The 16,452-nt window shown below is 60.3% G+C and carries 18 protein-coding genes; all 18 read left to right on the plus strand.

What is annotated here, in order from left to right; genetic code table 11:
* The first annotated feature begins 1 nt into the window (after position 1).
* A complete protein-coding gene (locus IEI95_RS14810) occupies positions 2 to 592 on the plus strand; it encodes a DUF3486 family protein (RefSeq protein WP_194416637.1) in 591 nt (196 codons plus the stop codon).
* On the plus strand, positions 589 to 2,223 hold the full coding sequence (locus IEI95_RS14815; protein WP_194416638.1) for a terminase large subunit domain-containing protein: 1,635 nt from the start codon (positions 589 to 591) through the stop codon (positions 2,221 to 2,223). The genes IEI95_RS14810 and IEI95_RS14815 overlap by 4 nt, the downstream gene beginning before the upstream one ends.
* Position 2,224: 1 nt before the next feature.
* Complete coding sequence (locus tag IEI95_RS14820; protein WP_194416639.1) at positions 2,225 to 3,700, plus strand: DUF935 domain-containing protein; 1,476 nt, start codon at positions 2,225 to 2,227, stop codon at positions 3,698 to 3,700.
* Complete coding sequence (locus IEI95_RS14825) at positions 3,693 to 4,934, plus strand: PBECR2 nuclease fold domain-containing protein (protein ID WP_194416640.1); 1,242 nt, start codon at positions 3,693 to 3,695, stop codon at positions 4,932 to 4,934. The genes IEI95_RS14820 and IEI95_RS14825 overlap by 8 nt, the downstream gene beginning before the upstream one ends.
* Before the next feature lie 119 nt (positions 4,935 to 5,053).
* A complete protein-coding gene (locus IEI95_RS14830) occupies positions 5,054 to 5,563 on the plus strand; it encodes a phage virion morphogenesis protein (RefSeq protein WP_194416641.1) in 510 nt (169 codons plus the stop codon).
* A 218-nt stretch (positions 5,564 to 5,781) separates the two neighbouring features.
* Positions 5,782 to 6,894: a peptidase gene (locus IEI95_RS14835; RefSeq protein ID WP_194416642.1), complete on the plus strand. Its 1,113-nt coding sequence runs from the start codon at positions 5,782 to 5,784 to the stop codon at positions 6,892 to 6,894.
* Positions 6,895 to 6,912: 18 nt separating this feature from the next.
* Positions 6,913 to 7,284 (plus strand): hypothetical protein, encoded by a 372-nt coding sequence (locus IEI95_RS14840; RefSeq protein WP_194416643.1) that lies wholly within the window; start codon positions 6,913 to 6,915, stop codon positions 7,282 to 7,284.
* Positions 7,285 to 7,311: 27 nt separating this feature from the next.
* Positions 7,312 to 8,244 (plus strand): major capsid protein, encoded by a 933-nt coding sequence (locus tag IEI95_RS14845; RefSeq protein WP_194416644.1) that lies wholly within the window; start codon positions 7,312 to 7,314, stop codon positions 8,242 to 8,244.
* A gap of 108 nt (positions 8,245 to 8,352) precedes the next feature.
* The gene (locus IEI95_RS14850; RefSeq protein WP_194416645.1) at positions 8,353 to 8,562 is read left to right on the plus strand and encodes a DUF7210 family protein; all 210 of its coding nucleotides are present in this window, start codon (positions 8,353 to 8,355) and stop codon (positions 8,560 to 8,562) included.
* The gene (locus IEI95_RS14855) at positions 8,559 to 8,972 is read left to right on the plus strand and encodes a DUF1320 domain-containing protein (protein ID WP_194416646.1); all 414 of its coding nucleotides are present in this window, start codon (positions 8,559 to 8,561) and stop codon (positions 8,970 to 8,972) included. Before IEI95_RS14850 ends, IEI95_RS14855 begins: the two co-directional genes overlap by 4 nt.
* Positions 8,969 to 9,388, plus strand: a complete 420-nt coding sequence (locus IEI95_RS14860) for a phage tail terminator protein (RefSeq protein WP_194416647.1) — start codon at positions 8,969 to 8,971, stop codon at positions 9,386 to 9,388. The genes IEI95_RS14855 and IEI95_RS14860 overlap by 4 nt, the downstream gene beginning before the upstream one ends.
* Entirely contained in the window at positions 9,385 to 9,555 is a 171-nt protein-coding gene (locus IEI95_RS14865; protein WP_194416648.1) for a hypothetical protein, read from the plus strand. The genes IEI95_RS14860 and IEI95_RS14865 overlap by 4 nt, the downstream gene beginning before the upstream one ends.
* Positions 9,556 to 9,558: 3 nt before the next feature.
* Positions 9,559 to 10,485 carry a phage tail tube protein gene (locus tag IEI95_RS14870; RefSeq protein WP_194416649.1) on the plus strand — a complete coding sequence of 309 codons (927 nt, stop codon included), beginning with the start codon at positions 9,559 to 9,561 and terminating at the stop codon, positions 10,483 to 10,485.
* A 32-nt stretch (positions 10,486 to 10,517) separates the two neighbouring features.
* Positions 10,518 to 10,970 carry a hypothetical protein gene (locus tag IEI95_RS14875; RefSeq protein ID WP_194416650.1) on the plus strand — a complete coding sequence of 151 codons (453 nt, stop codon included), beginning with the start codon at positions 10,518 to 10,520 and terminating at the stop codon, positions 10,968 to 10,970.
* Positions 10,971 to 11,020: 50 nt separating this feature from the next.
* A complete protein-coding gene (locus IEI95_RS29165) occupies positions 11,021 to 11,326 on the plus strand; it encodes a DUF1799 domain-containing protein (RefSeq protein WP_204166267.1) in 306 nt (101 codons plus the stop codon).
* Positions 11,326 to 15,003: a phage tail length tape measure family protein gene (locus tag IEI95_RS14885; protein WP_194416651.1), complete on the plus strand. Its 3,678-nt coding sequence runs from the start codon at positions 11,326 to 11,328 to the stop codon at positions 15,001 to 15,003. Before IEI95_RS29165 ends, IEI95_RS14885 begins: the two co-directional genes overlap by 1 nt.
* A complete protein-coding gene (locus tag IEI95_RS14890) occupies positions 15,003 to 15,641 on the plus strand; it encodes a hypothetical protein (protein ID WP_194416652.1) in 639 nt (212 codons plus the stop codon). The genes IEI95_RS14885 and IEI95_RS14890 overlap by 1 nt, the downstream gene beginning before the upstream one ends.
* Positions 15,641 to 16,270: a hypothetical protein gene (locus IEI95_RS14895; RefSeq protein ID WP_194416653.1), complete on the plus strand. Its 630-nt coding sequence runs from the start codon at positions 15,641 to 15,643 to the stop codon at positions 16,268 to 16,270. Before IEI95_RS14890 ends, IEI95_RS14895 begins: the two co-directional genes overlap by 1 nt.
* Positions 16,271 to 16,452: the final 182 nt, after the last annotated feature.

Here is a 16,452-nt window from a genome sequence, read left to right on the forward strand (position 1 = left end):
CATGGGGCGCGGACGCTTAAGTGGCATCGAACTGTTGCCGGAAGAATGCGGACCGATCGTTGCCTGGGCATCCGAGGCCCTGCAGGACCGCGACCGGACGCAGACCGACCTTTATAAGGAGTTCGTCGCCAAGCTTCAGGCGCTCGATCGGGAATATCGCGGCGAGCTGGAGATCTCTATCCCGTCCTTCAGCGCCTTCAACCGCTACTCCGTGCGCCTGGCATCGATGACCCGGCGGCTGGATGAAACCCGTGAGATCGCAACGGCGATCGCTGGCAAGTTCGACGCTCAATCCAGCGACGATCTGACGTTGATCGCGGCTGAAGCCATCAAGACGCTGATTTTTGAACTGCTCACCAGCAAGGGTGAAAGCGGCATTGATCCGAAGGGCGCGATGGCTCTGGCCAATGCGCTGCGCGCCTCCACCCAGGCGCAAACTGTGTCTACGGATCGCAGGCGCAAGGTCGAGGCTGATTTCGCCGAGAAGGCGAAAGCGGCCGTTGCAAATGTCGCCAAGGCGAGGGGCCTGACCTCCGACACGACGGACGCGATCCTGTCGCAGATCCTGGGCGTGGAAAAGGATCGGCCATGAGCGGTCCGATTACCAAGGAGGAATGGGCGAACGCCCGCCGCCTTTCCACCGACGAAATGCAGAACGTCATTTCCTTGGTCGGATTGCCGAAGGCGCTCCTTGGATACCAGCAGCGCGTGGTCTCGCTGTTGGAGAGTGCTGGCGTCGAGGTTCTGTTTGTCGAAAAGTCTCGCCGTATTGGCCTGACATGGGGCTTTGCCGCCTATGCCGTGCTGCGGGCCGCTCGCGAGAAAAAAGCGGGCGGCATGGATGTCATGTACATCTCCTATGCCCAGGACATGACACGCGAATTTGTTGATGCCTGCGCCATGTGGGCTCGGGCCTTTTCGCACGCCGCCATGGAGGTGGAAGAAACCTTTTTCGAAGACAAGTCGCCTGATGGTGACAAGTCGATCCAGGCATTCCGGATACGGTTTGCCTCGGGCTTTGAGATCATGGCGCTGTCGTCGGCGCCACGCACTCTTCGCGGCAAGCAGGGCGTGGTGATGATCGATGAGGCCGCCTTTGTCGATAAACTTGCCGAGCTGCTGAAGGCGGCGATGGCCTTTCTGATGTGGGGCGGCCAGGTCGTCGTCTGCTCGACCCACAATGGGTTTGAAAACGAGTTCAACACCCAGATCCAGGATATCCATGCGGGCAAGCTGCCCTATGAGCATATCAAGATTGATCTCGATACGGCGCTGAAGGAAGGGCTTTACGAGCGCATCTGCTTTGTCACGCGAAAGACCTGGTCGCCGGAGGCCGAGGCCGAATGGCGCGAAAAGATCATCAAGTTCTATGCGGCCGGCGCTGACGAGGAATTGTTCTGCATTCCGTCCCAGTCAGCCGGTGCCTACCTGTCGCGTGCGCTGATCGAGGCTCGGATGAACCCGGCCGTGCCGATCATCCGCTGGATGCCGCCGAAGGGCTTTGTCGATTGGCCGGAGCATGTGCGCAAAGCCGAGGCACTTGCCTTCTGCCAGGAACACCTGAAACCCGTTCTGGATCAGGTCGAACGCTCGTTTCGCTCCTGCCTCGGCCAGGACTTCGCGCGCAACGGCGACCTGTCCGTCGTGCATCCGATGCTGGTGACCACCAACCTGCAACGCCTGACACCGTTTATTCTGGAAATGCGGGATGTGCCGTTCGAGACCCAGAAGGAGATCCTGTTCTTCATCATCGACGGATTACCTCGGTTTTTCCATGCCGCGCTCGATGCGGGCGGCAATGGTGCCTATCTGGCGGAAGCCGCGCGCCAGAAGCTCGGTCCGTCCCTGGTGTCGGAAATCAAGTTCAGCCTGGACTGGTACATGCTGAACATGCCCAAGCTGAAGGACGCCTTCGAGAACGGCTACATCGAGTTGCCACGCGACGATGACACCATGGGCGATTATCGCCTGATTCAGATGACGCGCGGCGTGGCGAAGGTTCCCGACAATGTCCACACGGTCGGCTCGGATGGCCATAAGCGCCACGGCGACAGCGCGATTGCAGGCGCTCTCGCCTACTTCGCATCCAACCAGGACACCGGGCCGATCGGTGGCGAGGCGGTTGGCGGCAACAAGGACAGTACCCACCAATTGGCTGACTTCGTCAAAGCGATGACTGGAGCCTCCCTGGGTGAGAGCCTGACCAATTTTTTGAGGATGTGAGATGGCCAAGCCTGACGTCGCGGAAATCGCAACCATACAGTCGGATCCGTTCGTTCCGATCTATCAGACGACCATGCAGCCGACCGATGAAGTGCTTGTCTCACGAGGTGGCGCGTCGGCTTATAAGGTCTATGATGAGATCCGACGTGACCCGCATGCTTTCGCCGTTCTGCAGAAGCGAAAGCTGGAAGTCGTCAGCCGGGAGTGGGACGTGTTTCCGGTCTCGGAGCGACGCATCGACAAGAAGATCGCGGACGAGGTCAAGCAGTGGTCGAAGGCGATCAACTTTGACCGGCTGACCAAGGGGCTGATGGGCGCGGTGCTGAAGGGGTTCGCGGTCGGCGAAACGATCTGGACGAACGATGGCGGTCGATGGACGCCAGCCGCGATCAAGATCAAGAAGCAGCGCCGGTTCCGGTTCGACATGGACAGTCAGTTGCGGATGTTGACCCGCTCGGCTCCGGCCGATGGCGTGGAGGTGCCTGATCGCAAGTTCATCGTGCATCGGCATTCTGTCGATGACGACGATGACGATCCCTATGGCATCGGCATCGGGTCCGTGCTGTTCTGGCCTGCCTGGTTCAAGCGGCAGGTTCTTGCCAACTGGCTCCAGGCTACCCGCAAACATGCAGCGCCGACCACACTCGGGCAGTATCAGGGCGCTTTCGACAAGACCAAACAAGACCAGCTTGCAGCGGTCTTTTCTGCCATGCAAGGGTCTGACAGCCTGGTCTTTCCCGAGAACGTGAAAGTCGAGCTGCTTGAGGCAAAAAGCACCGGCGACCCGTTCAGCAGCATTGCCCGCTATCTGGATGAGTTGATGAGTGAGGCCGTGCTTGGCGAGACACTCAGCACCAATTCCGGCGAGCGCGGCGCTCGTTCACTTGGGGATATTCATAACGAAGTCCGCGTTGCGATCGCCAAGGCTGACGCTGATCTTGTGTGCCAGACCTACAGGGATAGCGTGGTTTCCTGGTACGTTGGCATCAACTATCCCGGTGAAGCCGTACCGGATATCTGGCGCGATTTTTCAGAAGCTGAGGATTTGAACGAGAAGGTTGGTCGGGACAAGTCGATTTATGACATGGGCTATAAGCCAGCGTCCGTCGATTACATCAATGAGACCTATGGCGGCGAGTGGGTTGAGCGGCAAGTGCAGTCGGCCGATCCGGAAAAGCCGGAGCCAAAGCCTGGTGCAACGGCGGGGCTGGCATTCACCGATCCGGTCCGGCCGCAAACGCAGGCAGAACAGACAGTCGGCGCCCTATCGCAGCAGATGGGCGAGCTTGGCCGACCGGTCATCGACGCGATGATCGAGGATGTCAGGGCGGCGTTTGCCGAGGCGATGTCTTACGACGATTTGATGGAGCGCCTGGCGCGACTGTCCGGCGATCTTTCGGTGGACGAGCTGGCACAACTGATGGCCCAGGGAAACCTGCTTGCCAATCTCGAAGGGCGGGCCAGCGCCGATGGCTGACCAGCTCCCGTTCCAGGAGGCGATCGACTTCCTGAAAGGCAAGGTCAATCTGCCGACCAGGCGCTATGACGATGTGATGCGTCAGGGGCAGGTTCGAGGCTTTACCGTTGCCGGTGTGACGCGCGACGACATGCTGTCGGATTTCATGGCAGCGGTGCTGAAGGCCAGATCGCAAGGCACGGGCTTCAACGAGTTTCGTAAGGATTTCGACGCCATCGTCGATCGCACCGGCTGGGCGTTCAACGCCAAGGGCGCAACGGAGGAAGAGCGGCGCGATTGGCGGGCGCGGATCATCTATACGACCAATATGCGCACCTCCTATATGGCCGGGCGCTGGGCGCAGCTCACAGATCCGGACGTTTTGAAATACCGGCCCTATTTGCAATATGTGCATTCCGGCGCCCTGCATCCGCGTCGCCAGCATCTGGCCTGGGATGGGTTGGTGTTGGCCACGGAAGATCCGGCCTGGAAGATCATGTATCCCCCAAACGGCTGGGGCTGGGGCTGTGGCTGTGACGTAAAGGCCCTTTCAAAGCGCGATTTAAGCCGGCTTGGAAAGGATGGTCCGGACCCGGCTCCCGATCTCAATCCCTATGAGAGTGTCGATCCGCGCACGGGCGTTCCAGAGGTGCGTTATCCCGGCATCGATCGTGGCTGGGATTATAACGTCGGTGAGGAATGGCAGACCGGCATTGTGCCGACGGAGCTGCGCAAACCACTGCCAGCCGTTGGCGCGACGATCCATGAAAACTTGCCTCCCTTGCCAGCCCCGGCACGGGCAAAGCCTGACGACATACTTCCCGCCGATCTGGAACCCCAGGCTTACGTTAATGCGTTTCTCACGCGGTTCGGGCTGCAGGGGAATGAGGCAGGTTATTACCGCGACGCTTCGGGTGGCCTTATCGTTATCGACAAGGCGATGTTCGAGCAGCGCATGCCTGATGGTACGGTTGTCGGTCTGAAGAGCGGCAAGCGCGGACGCGGCCAATATGCCGGGCTGCTGGCCGATGCCATCCAGTCACCGGACGAGATCTGGGTCGATTGGGCCGCTGTCAAATCCGGTATCGTGCTGCGGCGTGCCTATCTGAAGCGCGTCTTGCTGCCAGACGGCAAGAGCCTGTTCGTTCGATTCGAATGGACCAAGATGGGGTGGACGGCGATCACCGGTTTCGATTCAACGGATGCCTATATCGAGGGCTATCGCCGGGGTGCTTTGCTCTACCGGAAAAAGTAAAGGCGCGCATTCCGGTGCGCGCCTTGGCAGGTCGGCCGATCTACGGAGGGGTCCGGAAACCCTCGATCAGTCAAGACCTATAATACCACGCGGAAGCGCCCAAAACAACGGAGAGCCAGATGGTTGCCACGACGATCACGATCAATGCCACGCAGGTCGAGGATGCGCTTGAACGCTTTCTGGCCGCTGCCGCCGATCTGGCGCCGGTGTTCAAGAATATCGGTGAATACGAGGCGCAAGCGACCAAGCAACGGTTCCGGGATGAGAAAGACCCCGATGGCAATGCCTGGGCGGCTCTCAATCCGCTTTACAAAGAGACCAAAAAAGGGCCGCGGATCCTGACGGGCCAAACCGGCGACCTGTCGCGCATCATCTGGCAATTGGCATCCTCGACCTCGGTCGATATCGGCTCTGACATGATCTATGCCCGCATCCATAACGAGGGCGGAACCATCGTTCCCAAGAGTGCAGCGGCACTGATGTTTTCGATGGGCGGCAAGAGCTTTGCGGTCAAAAGCGTGAAAATGCCGAAGCGGCAATTTCTTGGGATCAACAATGAGGATCGGGTGCGGATCGAGGAAATCATCGAAGACCATTTTCTCGACGCTATCGAACAAGCCGGCGCTTAAAATTAAAGCTCAGGGAGCGCCTTCAGACCCCAAAGACGATCAGTTGTCGCACTGGGCGCGCAAAACGCGCCTAAGGGCTTCAAATCGGGTTTGAATTCGATGCCTTGTCCTTGTGGTCGGCTGTGATATGTAAACCAGGTGCCGATCATACCTATCGGCCATCTCCCACAAACCGTTGCGGCTGTTTTGGGAGCCTGCTTTGAGCGATTCTGCTCGGCATGAAACCGATCAATATTTTCCGTTCTGGCACCCATACCGACAGCCGAGGCAGGCAGTTTGCTTTCTCGGATGCCGATCTGCAGGCTGTTGCCTCCCAATATGATCCGGCGCTGCACCATGCGCCGATCGTCGTCGGCCATCCCAGGGATGATCATCCGGCCTATGGCTGGGTCAAGTCGATCTCGTTCCAGGACGGCCAGCTGGTTGCCGAGCCTGAGGATATCGAACCTCAGTTTGCCGAACTGGTCAAAGCGCGCCGGTATCGCAAGGTGTCCGCCAGCTTCTATTCGCCTGACCATCCCAACAATCCGGTTCCCGGAAAATACTATCTTCGCCATGTCGGCTTTCTCGGGGCAGCTGCGCCGGCCGTCAAAGGCCTGAAGGCGGTCGAATTTGCCGACGACGAGGATGTGATCGCATTCGATGATGTCGTTGCACCGACGCGGGCAACCTCAGGCTTCGACATGGTCTTGAAGGCCATTCGAGGCATGCGGGATTTCATCGTCGCCGAAAAGGGCGCCGATTTTGCCGATGGCCTGATCCCGTCCTTGCAGATCGATTCCATCACCGAGACGGCCGACCCATTGCGCATGGCGGACGATATCGCGCCTGCGCCTGACGCCACCAACTACTCAGCCAAAAAAGAGGACGACATGGACAAGGAACAGGAAGCCGCCCTGAAGGCGCGCGAAGAAGCGTTGGCCAAACAGGAGGCGGACTTTGCCGAAAAGGTAAAGACTGATGTCGAGGAACGGCGCAAAACGCGCGCGGTGGAAGATGCCGCCTTCGTTGAGCAGCTGTCTGCTGCCGGAAGGCTGCCGGTTGGCCTCAAGCCGCTGGCCACTGTACTGTTTGCTGACCTGAGCGATGGCACGATCTCGTTTTCCGAAGACGGAACCGAGAAGTCGATTTCTCCGCGCCAGGGCCTGCGGGATCTGTTGAGCAAGCTGCCTTTGCCGGTCGCAACCGGAGAACTGGCCACCGGCGACGGTCCGGATTTCTCCGATCCGCTTCACGTCAAGGACGCCATCAATGTCGAAATCGCGGCGGCAAAGGAGCGTGGCGAACACTTGTCGGCCGCAGAAGCCGCCATGCGTCTCACCAAGCGCTGAGGCCGGAAAGGGTCAACCATGAACAAGCTTATCAAGTCCTTCATCGCCTCGACGGCGATCGGTCATCAAGTGCAGGTCAAGGCTGGAGCCAATGATGGCGAAGTGACGCTGGCGACGGCATCCACAGACACCATCATCGGCGTGACCGATTACCCGGGCGGAGCCGCCATCGGTGAGCGGATCGACGTGGTCCTGCTCGGCGAAACCGAAATCCAGGTCGGCGGCACGATCGCGTTCGGTGCGTTTTTCACAGCCGACGCCAACGGCAAGGCCGTCGCGGCCGCACCTGCTGCCGGCGTCAATGCCCGAACCGGAGGCATTCTAACGGTCAATGCCGTCCTGGGCGACATTGCCCGCGTCCTCGTCACCCCGAACCGGATCCAGGGCTGATCGCCCTAAAGCCCAAGGAGAGCACCTATGAGCGGCACGCCGTTCCCTATCGATCCGGTCCTGACCGGCATTATCATCGCCTACAAGAACAATACGCTGATCGCCGATCAGGTCTTGCCGCGCCTGACGCCAAACCTTCCCAAGAAGAAGTTCACCTGGTGGCAGTTCGACTTCGGGCAGTTCATCACCGTGCCTGACACGAAGGTCGGCCGCAAATCCACGCCGAACGAGGTTGAGTTCCAGGCTGAAGAGGTCGAGGACAAGACCGAAGACTACGGTCTCGATGACGTGATCCCGCTCGATGACATCAACAATGCACCGCCCGGCTATGATCCACGTGCCTTCTCGGCGCAAAAGCTGATCGACCTCGTGCTGCTCGATCGGGAGGTCCGTGTCGCCAGCAAGGTCTTCAACAGTGCGACCTATGACGCGGCAAACAAGGAGACCCTGACTGGAACGGACAAATGGTCCAATGCTGCAAGCGATCCGATCGCACAATTTTCTCAGGCGGCCGACAACATGATCATTCGTCCGAACAACCTGGTTATCGGCCGGGTCGAATGGACGGCGCTGCGCACCAACGCGAACGTGCTCAAGGCTCTGAATATCTCCGGATCCGATAAGGGCATGGCGCGAAAGGACGCGGTCGCGGATTTGTTGGAGCTGGATGACATCATCATCGGCGAAGGCTGGATCAATCGGGCAAAGAAGGGCCAGCCCGTGACCCGCCAGCGTGCCTGGGGCGACAAGGCGCTGCTGATCCACAAGGCGCCGCTCGCCAGCTCCATCGATGCAACGCCGACATTCGGCTGGACCGCTCAGCATGGCGACCGCATCGCCGGTTCGATCGACGAGCCGAAGGTCGGTCTGAAGGGTTCAGTGCGCGTCCGCTCCGGCGAAAGCGTCAAGGAAGTCATCTCTTCCAGGCAGCTCGGCTACCTGTTCGAAGGCGTCATCTGACGGTCCTCAATGTGATGACGGCCTCCAGCGGCATCTGTGCCGCAGGAGGTTCTTTTCCCAAGCATCGCCAGGCGTCGTCGTTTTGGCAAGCAACCTCAGGAGACCATCATGGCTACGAAGAATACCGAAGCGACCGGCTCGGCCGAACCGAAAACCGAAGTCGTGCTGATCAAGCCGGCGCGCATCGATGGCGTCAAGTGCATGCCGGGCAAGATGGTTTCCGTCGACGCGACTGTGCTTGAGCAACTCCGCGATAATGGTGCGGTCGTCAAGCCGGACGAGGACGCCAATGCAAAGCCGACCGGGAACGCCGAATGACCATCTATGCAACGCTGTCCGATATCATTGAGAGGGCCGGGGAGGACGAGATCCTTCAGGTCGCCGATCGTGACCGCGACGGCGTTGCAGATCCAGATGTGATCGCGGCGGCAATCGCAACTGCCGGCAGTGAGATCGATGGCTATATCAGCGTTCGCTATCGCTTGCCGCTTCCAGCCGTGCCGAACCTCATCAAGACATGGGCGGTGTCGATCGCGCGCTACCACCTGCATATCAACGGCGCGCCGGATCATGTCGTGCGCGATTGGAAGGCGGCGATGGATGGCCTCAGGGACGTTGCACGTTCGGTTATCAACCTGCCTGTCGATGAAGCCGGCAGCCAGCCGGTCGATGGTGCCGGCCGGGTCATCCTGGTGAGGCCGACGAAAGATTTCGGAGGCTTTCTATGATCGGCCAAATCATCGTGCGGCTGAAGGCCAAGACCTCGATCACCGACATTCGGCCGGCCGAGGATCTGGAAGCCCTTTCCAACGGCGTGTTGCCGCCCAATCGCACGGTCTTCGTTTTACCGTTTCGAGAGGCAGGAAACCCGAACCAGTTTGCGACGGGCGGGTTTCGCCAGTCGGTCGATGTCTGGTTCATCGTCGCCTTTTTCATTCGCCGCTATGACGACGCCAAGGGCGGCAGCCGGGTGACCGAATTCGAGCAAATCCGACAGGAGATCGAAACTGCGCTCGCCGGCTGGGCGTGGGATGAGCACGAGGACTTGTTCGAGCTTGTCTCCAGCCAAGCCAGCGCGTTCGGCAAAGGCACAACGATCTTTGCCCAGACCTGGAAAACCACCAGAACCCTGGAGGCATCATGACCAACCCGCAGACGGGCGGCAGCTATCGCCGCAATCCGGACGGCAGCCTGACCCTGATCGAGGCCGACGCGCCAGCCCCAATCGATCAGGAAATGACTGCGGCCGAGCCAAGAACCGAAACCCAAGACGCGGCAGACGAGAGCAGCGGCAAGAAGGGAAAGGCCTGAGCCATGACGAAATACGCACGCAACAAGGCCCTGCTGGTCAAGATCGAAGGCGCCTATGGCACCGATGCCGCACCGACCGGGGCCGCCAATGCCATTCAGGCCAGCAATTTCAATTTCGAACCGCTGCTGGGAACCGATGTCAGCCGCGATCTGATCCTGCCCTATATGGGTCACCAGGGCGTGATCCTGACCGGCAACTATGCGCGGGTCGGATTCGATGTCGAGGTTGCCGGTTCAGGCGCGGCCGGGACAGCGCCGGCCTGGGGCGTGCCGATGCGCGCCTGCGGCATGGCCGAAGTGATCACGGCGGGAGCCGACGTCAAATATACGCCGATCTCCAACGGGTTCGAATCCGCCTCGATCTATTTCGTGCAAGACGGCACCAGGCATGTCCTGCTTGGCGCGCGCGGTACGTGGAAACTCTCGATGCAGCCGAGCCAGATTGCCCGCTACAGCTACACGCTGACCGGTTTGCTTGGCACGATCACCGATGCCGCCAATCCAGCCATTGATCTGACCAAGTTCATCAAACCGGTCCCGGTTTCCAAAGCCAACACGACATTTTCTTTGCTCGGCTATGCCGGTGACTGCGAAGCGTTTTCGTTCGATCTGGGCGGAGACATTCAAACACGCTTGCTGATCAACGCTGAGAGCGTCGAATTTACCGATCGGCAGATGACGGGCGAAGCAACGATGTCGGCGACGACGCTTGCAACCGTCAACTGGTTTGCCAAAGCCCAGGCGCACGAGACCGGCGTGATGGCCGCCCAACACGGCACGGTCGCCGGCAATATCGTCCAGTTTGATGCCGCCCGTGTGCAGATCGGCCGCACGACCTACGAGGAAAACCAGAAGATCCTCAACAACAAGATGCCGCTGATGGTCCTGCCGACCATTGGCAACGACGAATTCACCATCACCGTCAAGTAAGCCCCAAGGGCGTTTCAAAGAGGCTTTGAAGCATGTTCAAACTCGTTCCAACCCTGACTGCCTGGTGGCCGGTTTCCGTGCTGGAACCGGACAATGACCATCCTGGCACGCTGAAGGAGAGCACGTTCGACGTTGAGCTGGTGATCCGGGGCAAGGACGAACTGAAACCCTATGACGACAAACGGGCCGAGCTGGTCAAGCAGCTGCCGACCGCCGAAGAGTTCGCAGCCGATTACAAGGCCGCGTCGGCAAAGGCGGATGATATCCGCAAGCAGATCGAGGCGCATGACCAGAGCATGTTCCATCTGATGGTCAGCAATTGGCGGGGTGTGATTGACGCCAACGATCAGCCGCTGCCGTTCTCGGCCGACAATCTGGATATGGCGCTCGGCTTGGACCGGATCCGCGTCGGCCTCAACCGGGCTTACGAAGAAGCGGTGTCAAACGACAAGGCACGCTTGGGAAACTCCAAAGCCTTGCACTGAGCTGGGCATGTCATCGGACAGGCAAGACAGACCGAACCAAGCCGCAGCAAATGACGGACACTGTCCGCGACGAGTTCGCGGCCTTCGGTCTTCAGATCGAAGCGGATGACGATGGAGGCGATGAGGGCTTCGATCCTGTCGCCGCCTGCAATTGGAACAGCCTCATGGCGTTCCTTGCCTGCGACACGCAGTGGCGCGTCGTCGGTGTCGGCCGTGGCGGCATGATCTGGATCGGCCTCGATTACACCGCCTGCGATGTGGTGTTTCGCAGGGGCAGATACGGCGATCCGGTATGGGATGATTTGCGGGTGATGGAAGAGGCGGCACTGCCCGTCCTCAACAGTGGAGACGAATGATGGCCACCCCTTTGAAACTTGCCGCCACCGTCACGCTCGATGCCAGCCAGGTGCCGGCTGGCGCACAGGCGACCAAGCAGGCGATTGCCGGTATCGGCACTGAGGCATCGACCAGCACCACCAAACTCCAGCAGATGATTGCCGCACAGACCGGTTTGGGATCTCCTGCCGCCAATCAGAATGTCCGCGAGTGGACTGGCGCTCTGGCAATGCAGGGGCGTTCGCTTGACGAGTTGCGGGCCAAATACAATCCGTTGTTTGCGACCATTAATCAGTACAAGGCGTCGCTGACCGAGATCCGCACCCTTCATGCTCAGGGCGTGCTGTCCACCGACGAAATGACGGCTGCGATCTCGCGCAATCGGCAGGCGACGCTTGCCTCGATCGATGCGATCAAGGGCCGTAATTCGGCGATGAATGGCGATCGGGAAAGTCAATTCCGCCGCCAGAACCTGACCTATCAGGTCTTCGATATCGGGCAGTCGGCGGCACTTGGCATGCCGCTCAGCATGGTGGCCATGCAGCAAGGCCCGCAAATCATCCAGATGTATGCCGGCCAGGGCGGCGTGAATTCGGCCCTGAAGGATCTCGGCACCATTGCGTCTGGGGCAGGGCGGTTGATCACGCCGCTCACGGTTTCAATCGGTGGCCTCACGGCCGCTGCACTGGTCGGTGCCAGCGCCTGGAACGGCTATCTCACATCCACCAAAGAGGTTTCGACGGCAGCCAATGGCCTGGGCCGCGCCGTTGCCGGAACGGCCACGCAAATGGAAGCGGCTGCTCAAGCCGGAGCGGCCAGCGCCGGCGTCTCGGTCAAGTCGGCGCGCTCGATGGAAGCGGCCTTCTTACGCACCGGACGGATCGGCAATGAGAATTTCGAAGGCTTGATTTCGATCAGCAAGGATTTTGCCGCAACGATTGGCACGGATGCCGCCTCGGCCGGCCAGGCGCTGGCTGATTTGTTTGCCGATCCGGCCAAGGCTGCCCAGGTTCTCTACCAGCAATATGGGCTGATCGATGCGGCCACGGCCAAGCAGGCGACCAATCTGGCCGCGCAGAACCGGCAGTCCGAGGCGCAAGCCGTGTTGCTGAAGGCGCTTCCCCCGCAGCTGGCGTCAGCTACGCAAGCGACAACCGCCCTGGGTCGGGCTTGGGAAGGGGTTAGCACGGCGTCCAGCAATGCCTTCGATTGGATCGGAAAAACAATCGATAAGGGAGCAGGCATCAAGACCCTGGCAGAACGGATTGCCGGGCTTCGAAACCAGCTCTCTGTCGGTGGACCGACCGGGCGCGGCGCGCGCGGGTCTGATAAAATCCAGGCTGAACTCGACGCCTTGCTGGCGCAGCAGGCCAGTGAACAGGCTGCCGAGGCTGAACGCCAGCGCAAGGCCGCCGAGATCCGCAAGAGCCAAGCCGCCTTGAGTGCGGCCGACGCCGTGCCTGCCAATGCAGATGCCGCCAAGCGCCAAAGCTTGACCAACAGCATTGCGGCCATGCAATCGGGCCTGACCATCCAGTCACTCAGCCCCGAGGATCGTGCCAAGCTGACCGCTGGCATCGAGGCGCAGACGAGGGCGCTCGATGCGCTCAACAATCGCCAGGCCCGCGCAGCGGAAATGGACCGGCTGGATATCCAGATCCAGAACGAGCGCAATCCTTTGGTTCGTGCCGATCTGGAAGCACGCCGTACCCGGCTGCAAATGGCCGACCAGGAATTGAGTGCCGAGCAGGTCTCGGCCGAGGCCGCTCGCGCCCGCAATCGGGTTATTCAGGAGACGATTGCATCGTCGCAGGCGCAGGCGGCGGATATGCAAGCGGAAGCGTCGATCCGGGAAAAACTCAATGCCCAGGTCGCGGCTGGCACGCTGACCAGCGAACAGGCGCAGACCCGTCTTGAAGCCGAATTGCAACTGCGTCCGCTGATCGCTGCTGCGGCCCTGGCTGAAGGGGATGCAAAGACCAAGCTGCTCGACACCATCAACCAGCTGCGGGCCGGTTATGAGGGACTTGCCGCCTCGCAGCGCGATGCCAGTGCGGCCTCCTATCTCCAAAGCCAGACCGCCACGGTTGATCGGCTGCGCTACCAGACCTCGATTGCCACGAGGCCGGCCTCCGATCAGTCCGCTTTGCTGGCGCAGTATGACGCCGAAGTCAAAATCCGCGAGTTAGGCACCGACCCGACATCGAAGCGGGCCGACGATATCCGCCGCGTCGCCCGCGAAACCGCTGCCTGGAATACCCAGCTCGCCAAAACCACGGAAGCCTGGAATTCAGTCCAGCAATCGGCCGGCAACACGATCGACAGCATTGTCGACGGCCTGTCGTCCGGCAATATCAAGGATGCGGCCAAAAACATTGTCAGCGACATCAACAAGACCTTCCTGGAACTGGCGGTCAAGAACCCGTTGAAGAATGCCCTGCTTGGCACATCCTCGGGAACCCTGAGCGATGTCGGCGGGATCAGCGGCATCCTGTCACGGTTGTTTGGCGGTGGATCGGATACGGCTTCGATTACCAGCAAGGCGTTGGGACAATCGGTCGGCTCGATGCAGGTGACGGCTGGTACCGTCATGTTGAATGGCGGAGTAACCAGTGGATTAACCGGCCTGCTCGGCGGCTCGCAATCGGCTGCCAACAGCAATTCGAACATCCTGGATTTGTCGGCGTATCGCAAAGCCATCAGCTCGATTGAAAGCGGCGGCAATTACTCGGCGCTTGGTCCGGTGACGGCCTCCGGCGACCGTGCTTACGGTGCGTATCAGGTGATGGGGTCTAATATTCCTTCCTGGACCAAATCAGCGCTTGGCACCTCGATGACGCCGAACGAATATCTGGGCAGCTCGCAGGCGCAGGACGCGGTGTTTAACAAGTATTTTGGCGCGTCGGTTTCTAAATACGGCAATGCCCAGGACGCGGCCTCTGTCTGGTTTTCCGGCAAGCCGATGGCCAGCGCCGGCAATGCCACGGACGTTTTGGGGACCACCAGCACAGCCTATGTCGATAAATTCAACTCGGCCCTGGGCAATGTCACGGGTTCCACCAACAGTGCGGCCTCCGGACTTGGCGGCTTGAACAGCGCAACCGGCGTTGCCGCCAAAGGCCTCGACGGTCTCGGTTCCGGCATGGGCAAGTTCGGCCAGGTGCTGGCCCAGGCGCAGGCATCGGGCAATGGCGGACTGGCCTCCTTGCTTGGCGGCCTGACTTCGTACGGTCAGTCGGTCTTTAACTCATCAAGCCAGTTCCAATCGGCGATCCTGAGCGGCGGGATCGGTCTTTATTCGGGAGGTGGCTATACCGGCGCCGGCGGCGTCTATGAACCGGCCGGCGTGGTCCATAAGGGTGAGATCGTCTGGAGCCAGTCCGATATTGCCCGTGCCGGTGGTCCGCACACGGTTGAAGCCATGCGGCTTGGCAAACGCGGTTACGCCGATGGCGGCGTGGTGGACAGCTATCCGACACCGAAGCGGCTCTGGTCTGCGGCCAACGGCAATGACCAGCCGGGGGCAGGGGTATCGGCGCCGCGCAGTGCCACCATCACCCTCAACATGGCCGGAGCCTATGGCAAGGATGAGATGCGGGCCGAAGCCTATGCCGGCATGCAGCAGGCGCTCGATGAATATGACCGGGCGATGCCGGACCGCATGCAGACGATCAGCGCGCATCCGAGGTGGCGATAATGGCGGCTCTTGCCCTATCCGAGGTCTTTGACTTGTTAGCAATCTCGTCAGTGACCTGGAGCATCCAGCGCAATGACGAATTCGACAGCCTTGGTTCTGGCGATGTCTGGCAGGCAGAGCTTGCCGCACCGCTCTGGACGGCCGAGGTGACGCTCGGCACATCCCGAAACGATCAGCTGACACAAGTCGCCGCCGTGATCCGCAGCCTGGATGGTGTTCGCATCGCCTTCCTGATCTGCGACCTGATCCGTCAATATCCGTTGCTCGATCCCAAAGGCACAGCGATCGCGGGCCGCAACATCACGGTTCGGGAAATCGGCGCTGACCGCGTGACAGCGAGAATGACCGGGTTTCCGGCAGGCTATCAGCTATCGCCGGGCGACAAGCTACAAATCACCTATGGCGACCAGATTGCTTTTGCCGAGGTGTCGCGCCCAGCAGCGGCCGATGCGAACGGCAATCTCGATGCACCGATTTTCCCGCGCCTTCCTTTGGCCGTTGCGAGCGGCATGGCGGTCATATTGATCCGCCCGGCCTGTCCGGTGGTCATCGTTCCCGAAAGCCATAACCCCGGCGAAGCCAAAAGGACGGTCACGTCGGGAGCCGGCTTCAAAGTCATTCAAAAGCGGAGGGTCTGATGCGAGACATTGACAGTGCCACGCTGGCCGCGCTGGAGCGCGCACCGATCGACAGCTTTGCTCCGAGAACGCTCGCCTGGTTCACCGCAAAGGAAAGATCCACCGGCCATACCGTGGGACGCGGTTTCTGGTCCGGCGACGAGGATCTCAACCTCACAGTCTTTAGCGGCCTGGACGGGTCGCTGGTCAGCCGTTCCTATATCGCTGCTGGCAATTTGTTGAAGGTCAGCGATATCCCGCAGACCTCCGACTTCACCGTTCAGACGATCACCATCGACATTTCCCAGATTGCCGATGCTGCCCGTCAGCTCGTGCGCGAATATGATCTGCGGCTCGGCAAGGTCGAAATCCACGAGCTGCTGATCGACCCGAAAACCGGCGAGCAGATCGCGCCGGGCATGATCATCTTCATGGGCGAGATCGACGGTGCACCGATCAAGACGCCGCGTTCGGGCGGCACGGGATCCGCTTCGATCAAGGCGGTCTCGGACGTCATGTCGATGCTGACCCGCTCCAACCCCGTGAAAAGCTCCTATGAGGGCCAGAAGGCCCGCAGCAACGATCAATGGGGTAAGGACACGGCCGTCATCGCCACCTGGAAGATCGCCTGGGGCCAGAAATCCACCTGACCGGCGTAACCGGCAATCTTGCTGTCTCGCCATTGTGTGCTATGTCTTCGAAGAGTGTTTGAAGCGGGTTTGAAAGCCCGCTAACGCCGCCCCCACAAGTCCTTGCGGCTGTTTTGACGGGCTGCCTTGAGCCACTTTGCTCGGCATGAACCCGACCCCAAAAGACCATCAGTTTCTGCCGT

Source organism: Agrobacterium vitis (assembly GCF_014926405.1).
Classification (GTDB): domain Bacteria; phylum Pseudomonadota; class Alphaproteobacteria; order Rhizobiales; family Rhizobiaceae; genus Allorhizobium; species Allorhizobium vitis_H.